The organism is Pseudomonas sp. P8_241 (genome assembly GCF_034008315.1).
Taxonomy (GTDB): Bacteria; Pseudomonadota; Gammaproteobacteria; order Pseudomonadales; family Pseudomonadaceae; genus Aquipseudomonas.
Genome location: NZ_CP125377.1, coordinates 3448890 through 3462116 on the forward strand (window position 1 = coordinate 3448890; position 13227 = coordinate 3462116).

Consider the following 13227-nt stretch of genomic DNA (forward strand, 5'->3'; position numbering starts at 1 on the left):
TGGAAGCTTCTCTGTGCGGTACATTGACTTTGCCTATAGCGCAGTTGTTGGCAGACGAACGTCTGAAATTATTGTTGTTGTTTTATCGCGAGGTCGAAGGCGCCTTTTGAACGCACTTCAACCTTCTGCTTCGCATAAATGCAATCTTGCACGGGGTGCCAGCGCTTATTCCTGAACGTTGGTGTCGCGTGATTCAGGCAGCATCCGCATGGCAACAAGGCTGACCAGGCTGATACCGACCAGGTACCAGGCGGGCGCCATGGGGCTGCCGGTTACAGCAATCAGCCAGGTGACGAGAAACTGGGTACTGCCACCAAAAATTGCGGCACCGATGGCATAGGTAATTGACAGGCCGGTGCTGCGCACAGCAATTGGCAACAGCTCCGGCACCTGGACGATACCCGCCGCACCAAACATCGCCGTAAGGGCTGCAATGACCGCATTGACGGTCAGCAGCGTGATCAGGCTTGGTGAACCCGTGAGCCACAGGAACAGCGGGACGATCACCAAGGCCAGCGCGACCCGGGGGAAAATGTTGGTCAGGCGCCGACCGTAACGATCACTCAGGTGGCCACCCAGAAGGGAAAAGGCAAAGGTTACGATCCCGCCGATCAGTACACTGCCTTGCGCGACTGCTGCCGGCAGTTTCAGGACCTGTACCGCGTAGCTCACCATGTAGTTACCGATCTGCGATGCGACCGCGATCGAGGCGAACAACATCACACCGAGGATCAGAATTTTTTTGTGATTACGCAGCACCTCGCCGACTATCGCGCTGCCGCTGCGTTCTTGCGAGCCCTCGTGGGTCTCGGGCAGGGACTTGCGCATGTACACCACCAGAGGAATCAGCACCAGACTCAGCAGGAACGGAATCCGCCAACCCCAACTGGCCAACTGCTCAGTGCTCAGGCTCAGGGACAGCGCCACCCCGAGCATGCCGCCCACGGCAACGGCCAAGCCTTGGCTGGCGACTTGCCAACTGGCGTAGAAGCCACGGCGACCGGGGGGGGCTGCTTCAATCAGCAGTGAGGTGGCAGGACCCAGCTCACCCCCCAGGGCCAGGCCCTGCAGCAGGCGGCAAAAAACCACGAAGATGGGGGCTGCGATACCGATCACTTCGTAGCTCGGGGTGATGGCCACGCCCAGCGTGCCAAGAGTGATCAAGGCCGCCGTCAGGATCATTGCCGGTTTGCGCCCGGCCTTGTCGGCAAACGTGCCGATCAGTACACCGCCCAGTGGCCGTGCGAGAAAACCGACGCCAAAGGTCGCTGCCGCTGCCATCAGACTGCCATACTCGCCTGACACCGGGAAAAAGGCTTTGCCGATATAGACCGCGAAATACGCATAGATGACAAAGTCATAGAACTCGAGCGCATTACCAGCCACCGCGGCGGCGACTGATTTTTTGTTGAGGGTGGCGTGTGGAATAGCCACTTCAGGGCTTTCCTCACTCGGGCTTTCAGTGATCGATAATGTCGAATGGTTCATGGATCAAGATCTCTGTACTTATTAGAATAAATCTTAAACAGGTCCCTGTTTTTCGCTGTATGCCGTTACCAGTTTTCCAGCCCTTGCAACGCCTGATTCACGACATGGCTGGCTTGCGTCCAAACGGGTGTTTTCCAGTCCGCGTGGTTGGGGTAGAACAAATCCTTGAGCCGTTGGGTGATCTCGCTGCTTTGCGCCGTATTCTGCTTGCCGTGGCGGAAAACCCAGTGATCGGCCCGAAGCGTCGTGATTATTTTCTCGATCGGGTAGGTGCCGAACTCAAGGCAAATGCCGATGTGCCTGGCCGCTGGGCATTCCTGCGAAATGGCCACCTGAATGGGCCCGCTCATCGGCACGCTGGTAGAGCTGCCGGCATGTACGTCGGTGATCTCACCCCACCAGTGCCTGGCTTTCTCCAGGGTGCAGGTGTCGCGGGTGGCGAAGATTTTTTCCCCATAGCCGTAGGGGCCGAGTCCGGTATGGACGTCCACGGAAGCGATGACCGTGGCGTTGGCGGCGTAGGTGCGCAGGATCTGCCGGAAGGTGGAGTTGCTCCATGTCGGTGTCAGTCCACCAAAGAACATGCCGTCCGGATAATGGTATTGGCCTAGGGAGATAGCGCACTGGAACTTCTTGTCACCATGGGTCAGACGGTACTGCTGCAACACCTGATCATCCTCGGGGGGCCATTGCGCAGGCAGCAGGGCCTCGTGAATGTCGTGGTAACCCTCGTTTTGCGGAAGCGGACCGTCGAACTGAATAAAGTTACGGTTCAGGTCGACGTTTTCCTGGGTCACTCGGCGCAGGTGGGAAAAACCGTGCGGGTTGATCGCGTGAACATAGAGAATCGCCGTGTCGTCCGGCTTGGGTGTATCGAGCCGCAGCGCCCCCGTCTGCACCGCCGAACCAGGGAATCCTTCCACGCCATGGACGCCGCTGAGCAGGATCAGCACCTTGGAAGCATCCCTCGGACCGTCGAACACGACATCCGTTGCCAGCGTTTCGTCACGGGCACCCTTGAGGTTCAGCTCATAGCTGTCGATCGAAAGGCCTCGCTGGTTGGCCGCCGTAAAAAATTTTTCGCGTGCTTGTGCATACGAATCACTGAAAAGATCGTCGATGTGTTCTGCGCTCGTCATGGAATCAAAGCCTCGGCGCGTGCTGCGTGTACGATCGAACGCAGGCGGGTTTCGCGGCGGCGTCGGCAGGCATCACCAAATGCCTCGAATATGTCGCGGGACAGCCGGTCATCGTGCACGCGCATCTCCGGATGCCACTGCACCGCCAGGGCGAAGCTGCTGGCGTCAGTAACCGAAAACGCCTCAATCAGCCCGTCCGGTGCGGTCGCCTCGACAGTCAGGCCGGTCCCAAGCTGCGCGATGCCTTGATGATGCAGGGAGTTGACTTGCGCATGATCCGTGCCTCGCAGACGTGACAGCAGCCCACCCGCAGCCACCTTGATGCTGTGGCTGTACTGGTACCACTCGACGATCGGGCGTGAATGATCACCTTCGCGGTGGTCAATGGCACCGGGGCGCTGATGAACGGCACTGTCCAGCGTGCCACCCCAGGCAACGTTCATTTCCTGGAAACCGCGGCATATCCCCAATACCGGGACTCCCGCATCCACCAGCCTTCTGACGAGCGGTAGAACCGTTGCATCTCTGGCCAGGTCCAGCGTCGACACGTCCGGCGTGGCGGTGCCGCCATAACGCAGAGGCGAAATATTTGACGGGCTGCCGGTGAGCACAAGGCCATCGATATTGGCCAGCAGGCTCTCGAAGTCAATGGCATCGGGATCAGCAGGTAGCGCCAAGGGCAGAGCACGGGCCGTGCTGGCCACTGCGTCCACGTAACCATGCAGCAAGGTATGCGCAGGATGGCCATAGCGATCAACGCGATCGGTGGCGATGGCAACAAGGGGTCTGGCGCCGTCCGCGAATAGTGGCGATCTGGTCATGGTCAAGTCCCGTAGGGGTAAACGAGGACCCAGTCTATGAGATCGTTAAACCATGGTAAATTGCATAATAAATTCTGATTTCATGCATTATCTGCAAGTGGAAAGCCCATGAATACCCGACAGTTACAGCACTTTCTCGCGCTGATGAACACCGGATCGCTCAGCGCCGCCGCTGATGCGGTGCACCTGAGCCAACCGGCGCTCTCCAGAAGCATCAAGGCGCTGGAGGACGAATTGCGGGTGTCGCTCTTTGACCGGACCAATCGTCGCTTGCACCCCACGCCCTTCGCGATGGAATACCTCGAGCGGGCGAAGCGCATCATTTTTGAAGAGCGTGAAGGGGCGCGAACGCTGAACCTGATGAAAAACGGGGCCTATGGCCCGCTTGCATTCGGGCTGGGCTCCTCGGTTGCCCATGACTTCCTGGCCTCGCTGATCCGGCAACTGCTAGCGGCTGGACCCGGTTTGAAGATCCAGGCTCAGGTGCACAGTACCGATGTACTGCTCGATGCCCTGCAAAACGAAAGGCTCGACTTCTTCATTGGTGACGTGGGGGCAGCAGCCCGCTACCCAGAGCTAATGGTCGAGCCTTTGTACACCTGCAGTTTTGGCTGGTTCGCCCGGGCCGGGCATCCACTGGCCACGCGCCAAGGCCTGACCATGGATGACCTGAAAGAGCACCCGTTGATCGGCTCGGGATATATCAATGAGATGCTGGCCCTGAAGATGGCCCATCTCTATGGCATGCAGATGCCCATCGAGACCAACTTTGCCGCGAGCATCAATAATATCGAGACGGCGCACGACCTCATTCTCAGTACCAACGCGCTTTTTCCCACCACCTTCCTCGCCATGATCAAACTGCTCAGGGAAAAGTCCGTCGCGATCCTTGATGTCCAGCCACCCTTTGAGCTGGACCTGACCCTGGGCATCGTAACGATCCGGCATCGGACGCTGACGCCCGCCGCGAAGCAGTCGTTCACTATCATCCGTTCGTACTTCCAGGAGGCGGAGCACGAAATTGCGCCTTATCTATAGTCGCGCCGGACGGGGCGCATTACTCGGCACGGGTCCATACTGGTTGATTGCATCGACCACTAACGTGACTCAGACAGTTACTCGATCAACCGGACAGGGAATGCGAAGCGCTACAGATACATAGAGGAAGCGAAAATGAAAAAACCATTGTGTTTCGTCATGCTGGGACTGATTTCAGGTCCCGTGCTGGCCGCCGGCCCGTCACCTGTCGCCGACACTCAGTACACCTATGGCATGCACCTGGATATCGCCGAGGTCGTCTCGGTGACGGCAACGCCTATCGAGAATGAGGTTTATCCGGCGACCATGGAGTACATCGACCATCAAGGCAAGACGCGACGACTTGCGTACCTTGTGATAGACACCACCTGGGGCGGTAATTAGTTCTGCCCAGGGCGCGCGTCGCGATTGTTGCGGGTGTGTGGAGTTGATCGGCAAGGTCGCGGCCGCCCCATTCAGCCGGGTGAAGCCCAGTACTGTTCAGTGCCGCGCCGATCAGCCGATAATTGAAACACCACTCAGCTATCGGCACGCCCAAATGGATCAGATTCTTTCTCTTCTCTCCGATACCCTTCCAAAAGCCCAAACCCTGGAGCAACTGACCCGTCCTTTGCTGACCCTGCTTAGCCAGGTGACCGGTATGGAGTCGACCTACCTGACGACCATTGATACCGACGAGGGTGTCCAGCGTATCGAGTTCGCACGCAACGTCGGTGACATGGTGATTCCCGAAGGGCTGGTGGTGCCCTGGACAGATACTCTGTGCAAGCGGGCGCTGGACGAAAATCGCATGTACTCGGATAACGTTGCCCAATGCTGGGGCGACTCGGAGGCTGCCGCCGCCCTGGGCATCAGAACTTACGTGAGCGCGCCGATTCGATCCCAGGCTGGGCACGTGCTGGGGACGGTATGTGCCGCCAGCTCGGCTCAGGTGGCCCGCACTCCTGAAGTGGAACCCTTGCTGATGTTGCTGTCCGGGTTGCTGGGATACTCCCTTGAACGTGAGCTGCTTGTTGAGCGACTTCGGGCTGCCAACGCCGAGTTGACCAAGCTGGCCCTGACAGATCCACTGACCGGGCTGTCCAATCGGCGTGCCATCCTGAACGATGCCGCTCGCCTGTTCGCCCTGGCCCAGCGGGAAGGCAAGTACATACTGCTGGGAGTCCTCGATCTGGATGGGTTCAAGCTCATCAACGACACCCACGGCCACCAGGCCGGAGACCAGCTACTGCGCGGCGTAGCCGCTCAATTGCAGCAGGGTCTTAGAACCAGCGACATCATCGGCCGTAGTGGCGGTGACGAGTTCATCGTGATCGCCTTGGGCACACCATCGGAACACTCGGACCTGGCAAAAGACATGCAACATGCCGCCGAACTACTTCAGGATCGACTGTCCCAAGCGACAATAGGGCAATATGAGCTGGGTCACGGTCTGGGTGATATTCAATATACCGGCGCGAGTGTCGGGGTCGTGGCAGTGATACCGGGCAGCATCACTGTGGACGAGGCCACGAAGCTGGCGGACCGCGAGATGTATAAGGTGAAACAGCAGCGAAACCGCCAACGGTTGTAGGAAAGCCGAGCGTCAGCAACGCCGAGTACGCTCACGAACGCGGCCGGCTTCCTCCACGCAAGCGAATCCAGACCACCGCTACCAGCAGCAAAGGCACGGCCAGGCTGAGCCACGACAGCAGGTCATAGAACCCATCGCCGATCAGTGCCGACAGCAGCCCGAGAAAGCTCAGCACCGCCAGCAGTAGCGGCCAACGAAAGATCATCCAGAGACCGCGTCTCATACCCTGCTCCCCGTTCCCAGGCTATTGGCATTCAGCTCGCCAAGGCGCTTTTCCAGCGGGACTTTGCGTCGGCCCAACCAGAGGTACAAACCACTCCCCAGGACGACGATGGTAATCAGGTCGAGGGCGGCCCAGATGATCTTCAATGGCAAGCCACCATAGTCGCCAAAGTGCAAGGGTTGCGAGATCAGCAAGGTTTTCACATACAAGGGCATCTCGCGCATGTCAGTCAGCTCGCTGGTTCGTGCGTCCACCAGGGCTGGCTTGAGCAGGCGCGCGGTCAGTGGCGTGGTACCGCGCATGAACACCGCGTAATGATGCTGGCTGCTGAGTTGAGTACCGGGAAACGCAACGAAGCTCGGCTGCATGTCCGGCGCCGCATTTCGGGCGGCCTCCAATGCCTTGTGCAATGAACCGAGGCGCTCCAGCGGCGGTGCGTCTTTGTAGGGGGCGGTCATCTGCGCCAACTGGCCCGTCTGCCACAGACCCTGTATGGGCAGCGCCAGGGTATTGATCACGCCGGTAATGCCAACCACCAATACCCAGGCCAAGGTGACAATGCCAAGCACATTATGCAGATCCAGCCATTTCAGTCGTTGGCTGCGTCCGCTACGCACGGTGGCGAAGTCCAGCTTGCGCATGAACGGCGTGTACACCACCACGCCGCAAACCAGCGACGCTACCAGCAATAGCCCCATGAAACCGAGGAACAGATAACCGGGCAGTCCGAGGAACAAATCGGTATGCAGGCGCAGCATCAGGTTCATGAAACCATCATCCGGTGGCTCCGGCGGGAACAACTCTGCGGTGCGCGTATCGAACGGCTGAGCGTGATCGTCCAGCGGCGCTGGCCCCAGACTCGCGGCAGTGATCACCACGCCTCGCGGGTCTTGCGGGTCGAAACCGACGAAGCGCACGACTTCACCTGGTCGTGCTGCCAAAGCACTGGCAATCACCTTGTCGTAGTCGATTCGTGGCGCTTGAGCAGTCAGCGGACGCAGCGGCGGGTGGGGTTCGAAGTAGTGCTCGATCTCTTCATGAAAGATCAGCGGTAACCCCGTGATGCACAGCAACAACAAAAAGAGGGTGGCGATCAGGCTGGTCCATTTGTGGACCAGATACCAGTTGCGCAAGGCTCGGGCGGTCATGTCCGGTGCTATTCCTTATAAATTAACGCTTGCCGAACGTTGCAGGGTACGGTCGGCGCCCAGGTACAAAAAAAGTACCTGGGCAGCTCGGGGTTACCAGTTATATCCCACAGTGCCGTAGACCGTGCGTTGCTGTCCGTACTGGCAGCCAACGGTACTGAAGCAACCGGCCACATACTCTTCGTCGAACAGGTTAGTGGCATTGAGCGACACCTCTACCCCATCCAGCGAAGCGGAGACCTTGCCGAGTTGATAGCTGACCAGCGCGTCGACCACGGTATAGCTGTCCACTTTGAAACTGTTGGCCGAATCGCCGAATGTGCTGCCCACGTAACGGGTACCAGCCCCCAGGCGCAAGCCAGCCAGCGAGCCACTCTGGACAATGTAATCACCCCACAGCGACGCCATGTGCTCTGGTACCCGGAACGGAGTATTGCCCTTGTTGCCGGTTTCCGATTGAGTGACTTCGACATCGTTCCAGGTGTAACTGCCGATCAGGTTGAAACCCTGGGTGATTTCAGTCTTGGCTTCGAGCTCCACGCCCTGGGAACGAACCTCACCCTCCTGCCTGGAGAAGCCGTTAACGTTCTCCGTGGCGTTTTGCTTGGTGAGGTCGAACCAGGCAATGGTGTAGAGGCTGTTGGAGCCCGGCGGCTCGTACTTGAGGCCCACTTCGTATTGTTTGCCGGTTTCCGGATCAAGTTGCGAGTTGTCAGCAGTAACGCCCATCACTGGCAAAAACGATTCGCTGTAGCTGGCATAGGGAGCCAGGCCATTGTCGAAGAGGTAGACAATACCGGCGCGACCGCTGAACTTCTCATCCTTCTGGGTCTGCGGAGCGCGGTCATCCTTCTGGTTGGTGGCCCAATCGTACCGGCCACCCAGGAGGAACACCCACTTGTCGACTTTCAACTGGTCCTGCAGGTAGACACCGGTTTGCGACATTTTCTGTTCGTAGCTATTGGCACTGAACGGAATGAAAGTCAGTGGCTGCCCGTTGACCGGATTGAACACGTCGAAGCTTTCCAGGATGAAGTTCAGCGACTGGTCCTGATCGAACTTGCCGTTGTTGTAATCAATGCCGGTCAACAGCGTGTGTTCGAGTGGGCCCGTAGCGAAGTTGGCCTGGATCTGGTTATCCATGGTGAACAGATGGCCGTCGCCCTTGCGTTGATCGTTATAGCGCGAGTACTGGTCGCCAACCGGCCCGAACAGGGCAATCTCGGAACTGGCTTGACGATAGTCGCTGTAACGTACGTTTTGGCGCGCAGTCCAGATTTCGTCGAACTGATGCTCGAACACATAACCCAACGATGTCTTTTCGTTGGTCATGAAGTCCGTGGCGGTGTCCCCCACGTAGGTGTCGCGGTCCAGACGTCCACGCGGGTCTCGAAACACTGTGCCCTCGGCCGGTAACGGATTGGCGAAGTTGCCGGTCTGTTTCTGATACTCACCCAAAAACGTCAGCTCGGTGTTGTCGCTGGGACGGTAGCTGATGGCTGGAGCAATGTACTGGCGACGGTTGGTAATGTGGTCGGTCTGGGCATCGGCTTCCCGGAACAGGCCAGTCAGCCGGTAACTCCAGATCCCCTCCTCGTCCAGCGCATCCCCCAGATCAAAGGCGCCCTGATGGTAGTTCTCGTTGCCCATTTGCAACTGCACTTCATGCAGTGGCTCGATCGTCGGCCGCTTGGTCACCAGATTGATCTGGCCGCCCGGGTCGGAGGCTCCGTAGAGAACCGAGCTGGCACCGCGCAGCACCTCAATACGTTCCAGACCATAGGGTTCAGGGGCGTCCCAGCCGAGAAAGTCGGGCAGGAAGGTGCGCGTACCATCACGCAACATGCGCCCGGTGCCCTGCTGAAAACCGCGAATGGTCAACTGGTCGGTCACAAACTGAGGCCCGGCAATTTCGGCATTGACGCCCGGCGTATAGCGCAGAGCTTGTGAGACGGTCTTGGGTTGCTGGGCCTCAATTTGCTCTCGGGTGACCACCGAAACCGAGTATGGCGTTTCAACCAGTGGCGTGTCGGTCTTGGTCCCGGCAGAAGCGTGCTTGGCCACATAGCCGTCATTGGGACTCACGGAGCTGTAGGCCTGACCAACGATGCTGGTGACAGGCAAGGCCATCGCCGAGTCGTCAGTGCCGCCCTGCAATGTCACATGGTTGCCTTCGATCTGGTAGACGATCCTGGCCCCTCCCAACAACTGACGCAGTGCGGCCTCCGGCTCCATCTTTCCGGCGACGTCACGACTACGAATGCCGGACACGGTGTCTTGACTGTAGATGATCTGCAGATTGGCCTGCCTCGCCAGATCGGAAAGCGCAGAGGACAGCGCCTGCGAAGGAATGTTGACCTGGACCGGGTCGGCCATCGCCGGTACGGCTGTCACCAGTGTGAGGCCCAGAATGGTGGCGGCGATGCAGCGGCGCAGGCTCAGGGCGGGTCGATTCAGTGGATAGGCGCTCATAATGCTTCCGGTAGCTTGAATGTAAGGGCATGCCGGATCGACGAATGAGCGTGTGATTTGTTCAGAAAATCACAAGAAAGAAATCCAGAAGGTGGGGTTCAGCGCCTCAATAGCAAAGTCGCTTGATCGCTGTGGCGCAATTTGACCGGCAGTATCTTCGGCAGCGCGCTAACCAGCTGGCCAAGTTCAGCGGTGTCATAGGTGCCACCGAAACGCAGGTCGCCCACCCCGCTGTCCGCCAGCTTCAACGGTACGTCAAGGTAGCGGTTGATCAGGGGCAGCGCTTCGCGCAGGCTGACATCATCAAGCATCAGCTTGCCGTTGCGCCAGGCAGCAGCCCGGGAGGGATCGATGCGGGCCAATTGCACCATTCGATCAGGGCCGAATGCCGCTTGCATCCCCGCTGTGAGCACTGCGCCCTGATTGTTGTCATCGCTGCCGTCATTGCGCGAAGCCAGTACCGAACCCTGGGTGACGGTTACCGTGGTGATTTCCTGTCCGGTCCAGACATTGAAATGAGTACCGGTGACTCTGATATTGGCGTTGTCGGCACGTATCACGAATGGCTTTTCAAGGTCGTGCTGAACATCGAAAAAAGCTTCGCCATTACGCAGCAGTACCTGGCGCTGATCGCGAAAACCGAGGTAGACAAGTCCAGTTCGCTGATTGAGTTGCACCTGACTGTGATCCGGCAGTAGCACCTGTCGACGGACTTCCTGCGCCATGAAGTAGCGGACACTGCCAGGCAGCATGCCCACTGACCAACCTGTACCCCAGACGGCACCCACGGCGACCACGAACACCGCCGCGCGCGCCATCCAGGGTAAACGCTCGCTCCAGCGCGAGCGTCCTGAACGGTCGACATCCAGGCTGGCTGGCAACTGCTCGCTTACCTGCCAGATTCGACAAATTTTGGTGTATTCCACCCCATGGGACGGATCCGCATCATGCCAGCGCCGGAACTGCGCGCGATCGGCATCCGTGCACTCGCCGAAGTGCAGTCGCACACACCAGTCGGCAGCAATTTCACCAGTAGATTTCTGCGGGCAGGAAGGATTGGTCATCATGGCTGGTAGAAGGAAAATTTCCGCAAGCTTACTCCATGTCCGGCGGTTTTGGTTCAGTTCCAGCACACCGTTGAAATCGCCTTCGGCATGGTTGATGGCACTTTGGGTGAAATGCGACAGAGGATTTATTGCAAATAATTCTTAATAAGAATAAATTCACGACCCTCGCTGGCAGATTCATAAAAACAATTCAGGTGCATCATGCAAAAGCCTAATACGGCGGGGAGCGGCTCCCAATTGCTTGAAGTGTTCTTTGAGCGGCGTCAGCGCTTGATTGGGCTCGCGGCGCGAATCACCGGATGCCGCAGCCATGCCGAGGACATTGTCCATGAAGCCTTCCTGAAAATGGGCGAGGCTGACGCGAGTGGGCCGATCCGGTCTCAAGCCTCGTACCTCACGCGTATAGTGCGCAATCTGTCGATCGACCATTACCGTCGCCGCCAGTTTGAAGAACGCTTGATCGTCCAGGAAGATGACAGCAGCGAGGTGTCCGGCCCACAGGCGGAAACGCCGGAAGCACTGGTGTCGGATCAACAGGTGCTGGAAAGGGTTTGCGGAGCATTGTCCGATTTGCCCGAACGCACGCGCTATGCGTTCGAAATGTGCCGAATTCACGGCATGAAACAGAACGAAATCGCGAAAAAACTTGGTGTTTCTCCATCACTGGTCCACGCCATGATCAGTGAGGCCCTGCTCCACTGCCGGCAAAAAGCGCTTTAGGGCACCCTGTCAATTCTCCACCGACACCGGCTTGTTCAACTCCCCGATCTTTTCCAATCGCGCCCGAACGATGTTGCGGCTGATATTCAGTAATCGTCCGGTCTGCAATTGGTTGCCATGGCAAAACCGGTAAGCGGCGCGAAAAATGGTTTCTTCAATGTGCTCATAAAGATCGGGAATGTTCTGTTCGAACAGTGCGTTAAGTGCCGCTTCCAGATCCACCGGTCCGGCGATCCCCAGACTTGCATGAACCGCTTGTTCCTGCTCGTGACGGATGCCTGAGGAGCGCATGTCCACCAAATGCAGATCCGCGGGTGCGACCCGCTGATTGCGGCACACCAGCAAGGCATGGTGAATGGAGTTTTCCAGTTCGCGGATGTTGCCCGGCCAGCTGTGCTCCAACAGTTTTCGTTCGGCTTCGACACTCAGTGACGCACGGTTGTAACCCAGGCGCTGGCAGTGCTCTTCGAGGAAAAACTCAGCCAGCGGCAGGATGTCTCCCGGTCGTTCCCGCAGGGGTGGCAGGCGAATCGTCGCGACGTGCAAGCGGTAGAAAAGATCCTCGCGAAAATGCCCGGCGACGACCGCATCCGCCAGATTGACGTTGGTCGCGGCCACCAGGCGCACATTGATCGGAATCGGCGTGCGCGACCCCAGACGCACGACTTCGCGCTCCTGCAAGACCCGCAGCAATTTGACCTGCATGTTCAGCGGAAGATCACCGATCTCATCCAGAAACAACGTGCCGCCGTTGGCCGCTTCGAACCAGCCGGCCTTGCTGGAAGTGGCGCCGGTGAACGCGCCTTTTTCGTGGCCGAACAACTCACTTTCCACCAGGGTTTCGGCAAACGCACCGCAGTTCACTGCGACGAAAGGTTCGCGCCCCCTGCGACTCAAGTGGTGGATGTGACGGGCAACCAGCTCCTTGCCGGTTCCGGTTTCGCCGATGATCAGGGTATTGGCTTCACTGGGCGCCAGGCGCTCTATTCGGCTGAGCAACTCCTGGGAGCGCGGGTCCTTGAAAACCAGAACGGTGGCCCTTACCGATTTGGTCAATTCGCGGGCGTTTGGATGAGTGATCAGCGACATGGTGCATTCCTGGCAGTAAAAGCGCGTGATCAATATTGCACGAAGTTGTTTAGACTAAAAAATTATTAATTAGTATTTGCATATACCCAGTTCGAATATATCGATCAATTGCTCGTGCCTTGTTGCTGGAGCAGCAACTGCCAAGCATTCCCCTGTTTGCAGATCAGCACCCTACCCTCGACATCACACTCGCTACCCAACCCTGAAGTCCCGCCGCGCAAGGCCTGCAGGCGGATTTTCGCGCTGTGGCATGCAATCTGCTCTCTCCCTCCCGACAGCGTAACACCTGTAGGCACTGGCTTGCCGTCGATGGCGCCCGCAACGGCGCCGCAAGGCTCAAGGGCCTATCGCCAGCGAGCCGGCTCCTACAGGAGATGGGTGCACCACGTGAATTGTGTAGGAGCTGGCTTGCCAGCGATGGCGTCCGCAAGGACGACGCAAGGTTTTCG

Annotated in this window: 12 protein-coding genes; 4 read left to right on the forward strand and 8 right to left on the reverse strand. The window is 58.3% G+C overall.

The features are described from left to right. Nucleotides 1-165 precede the first annotated feature (165 nt). The 3 genes from QMK58_RS15660 to QMK58_RS15670 form a co-directional block, all read right to left on the reverse strand. On the reverse strand, nt 166-1488 hold the full coding sequence (locus QMK58_RS15660; RefSeq protein ID WP_053159450.1) for an MFS transporter: 1323 nt from the start codon (nt 1486-1488) through the stop codon (nt 166-168). Nucleotides 1489-1553: 65 nt separating this feature from the next. Beyond that, nucleotides 1554-2627, reverse strand: coding sequence for a M14 family metallopeptidase (locus QMK58_RS15665; RefSeq protein ID WP_053159448.1), 1074 nt, complete (start codon nt 2625-2627; stop codon nt 1554-1556). Further along, nucleotides 2624-3448 (reverse strand): gamma-glutamyl-gamma-aminobutyrate hydrolase family protein, encoded by an 825-nt coding sequence (locus QMK58_RS15670; RefSeq protein ID WP_320395003.1) that lies wholly within the window; start codon nt 3446-3448, stop codon nt 2624-2626. Before QMK58_RS15670 ends, QMK58_RS15665 begins: the two co-directional genes overlap by 4 nt. 108 nt (nt 3449-3556) lie before the next feature. On the opposite strand from QMK58_RS15670, the gene QMK58_RS15675 reads away from it, so the two are divergent. The 3 genes from QMK58_RS15675 to QMK58_RS15685 all read left to right on the forward strand — a co-directional run bounded on the left by QMK58_RS15675 (nt 3557) and on the right by QMK58_RS15685 (nt 6059). Next, the gene (locus QMK58_RS15675) at nt 3557-4486 is read left to right on the forward strand and encodes a LysR family transcriptional regulator (protein ID WP_053159444.1); all 930 of its coding nucleotides are present in this window, start codon (nt 3557-3559) and stop codon (nt 4484-4486) included. Nucleotides 4487-4621: 135 nt separating this feature from the next. Continuing rightward, entirely contained in the window at nt 4622-4870 is a 249-nt protein-coding gene (locus QMK58_RS15680) for a DUF2790 domain-containing protein (RefSeq protein WP_053159442.1), read from the forward strand. 154 nt (nt 4871-5024) lie between these two features. Further along, nucleotides 5025-6059 (forward strand): sensor domain-containing diguanylate cyclase, encoded by a 1035-nt coding sequence (locus QMK58_RS15685; protein ID WP_320395004.1) that lies wholly within the window; start codon nt 5025-5027, stop codon nt 6057-6059. A 31-nt stretch (nt 6060-6090) separates the two neighbouring features. Here QMK58_RS15685 and QMK58_RS15690 read toward each other — a convergent pair whose 3' ends face one another. From QMK58_RS15690 to QMK58_RS15705, 4 genes are all read right to left on the reverse strand, one after another. Beyond that, nucleotides 6091-6282 carry a hypothetical protein gene (locus QMK58_RS15690; protein WP_053159440.1) on the reverse strand — a complete coding sequence of 64 codons (192 nt, stop codon included), beginning with the start codon at nt 6280-6282 and terminating at the stop codon, nt 6091-6093. Next, nucleotides 6279-7430, reverse strand: coding sequence for a PepSY-associated TM helix domain-containing protein (locus QMK58_RS15695; RefSeq protein WP_053159438.1), 1152 nt, complete (start codon nt 7428-7430; stop codon nt 6279-6281). The genes QMK58_RS15690 and QMK58_RS15695 overlap by 4 nt, the downstream gene beginning before the upstream one ends. A gap of 93 nt (nt 7431-7523) precedes the next feature. Then, nucleotides 7524-9902 carry a TonB-dependent siderophore receptor gene (locus tag QMK58_RS15700; RefSeq protein WP_053159436.1) on the reverse strand — a complete coding sequence of 793 codons (2379 nt, stop codon included), beginning with the start codon at nt 9900-9902 and terminating at the stop codon, nt 7524-7526. Between the two features lie 98 nt (nt 9903-10000). Continuing rightward, on the reverse strand, nt 10001-10966 hold the full coding sequence (locus QMK58_RS15705; protein WP_082344477.1) for a FecR family protein: 966 nt from the start codon (nt 10964-10966) through the stop codon (nt 10001-10003). 204 nt (nt 10967-11170) lie between these two features. Between QMK58_RS15705 and QMK58_RS15710 the strand changes: the two genes are divergently transcribed. After that, the gene (locus QMK58_RS15710) at nt 11171-11689 is read left to right on the forward strand and encodes an RNA polymerase factor sigma-70 (protein WP_053159434.1); all 519 of its coding nucleotides are present in this window, start codon (nt 11171-11173) and stop codon (nt 11687-11689) included. 9 nt (nt 11690-11698) lie between these two features. On the opposite strand, the gene QMK58_RS15715 is transcribed toward QMK58_RS15710, so the two are convergent. Beyond that, nucleotides 11699-12778 (reverse strand): sigma-54 interaction domain-containing protein, encoded by a 1080-nt coding sequence (locus QMK58_RS15715; protein WP_053159433.1) that lies wholly within the window; start codon nt 12776-12778, stop codon nt 11699-11701. Nucleotides 12779-13227 lie beyond the last annotated feature (449 nt).

Bases quoted from the DNA above. Each gene is read 5' to 3' on its own strand.
- QMK58_RS15660 (WP_053159450.1), bottom strand. From the start codon at position 1,488: ATGAACCATTCGACATTATCGATCACTGAAAGCCCGAGTGAGGAAAGC.
- QMK58_RS15665 (WP_053159448.1), bottom strand. From the start codon at position 2,627: ATGACGAGCGCAGAACACATCGACGATCTTTTCAGTGATTCGTATGCA.
- QMK58_RS15670 (WP_320395003.1), bottom strand. From the start codon at position 3,448: ATGACCAGATCGCCACTATTCGCGGACGGCGCCAGACCCCTTGTTGCC.
- QMK58_RS15675 (WP_053159444.1), top strand. From the start codon at position 3,557: ATGAATACCCGACAGTTACAGCACTTTCTCGCGCTGATGAACACCGGA.
- QMK58_RS15680 (WP_053159442.1), top strand. From the start codon at position 4,622: ATGAAAAAACCATTGTGTTTCGTCATGCTGGGACTGATTTCAGGTCCC.
- QMK58_RS15685 (WP_320395004.1), top strand. From the start codon at position 5,025: ATGGATCAGATTCTTTCTCTTCTCTCCGATACCCTTCCAAAAGCCCAA.
- QMK58_RS15690 (WP_053159440.1), bottom strand. From the start codon at position 6,282: ATGAGACGCGGTCTCTGGATGATCTTTCGTTGGCCGCTACTGCTGGCG.
- QMK58_RS15695 (WP_053159438.1), bottom strand. From the start codon at position 7,430: ATGACCGCCCGAGCCTTGCGCAACTGGTATCTGGTCCACAAATGGACC.
- QMK58_RS15700 (WP_053159436.1), bottom strand. From the start codon at position 9,902: ATGAGCGCCTATCCACTGAATCGACCCGCCCTGAGCCTGCGCCGCTGC.
- QMK58_RS15705 (WP_082344477.1), bottom strand. From the start codon at position 10,966: ATGACCAATCCTTCCTGCCCGCAGAAATCTACTGGTGAAATTGCTGCC.
- QMK58_RS15710 (WP_053159434.1), top strand. From the start codon at position 11,171: ATGCAAAAGCCTAATACGGCGGGGAGCGGCTCCCAATTGCTTGAAGTG.
- QMK58_RS15715 (WP_053159433.1), bottom strand. From the start codon at position 12,778: ATGTCGCTGATCACTCATCCAAACGCCCGCGAATTGACCAAATCGGTA.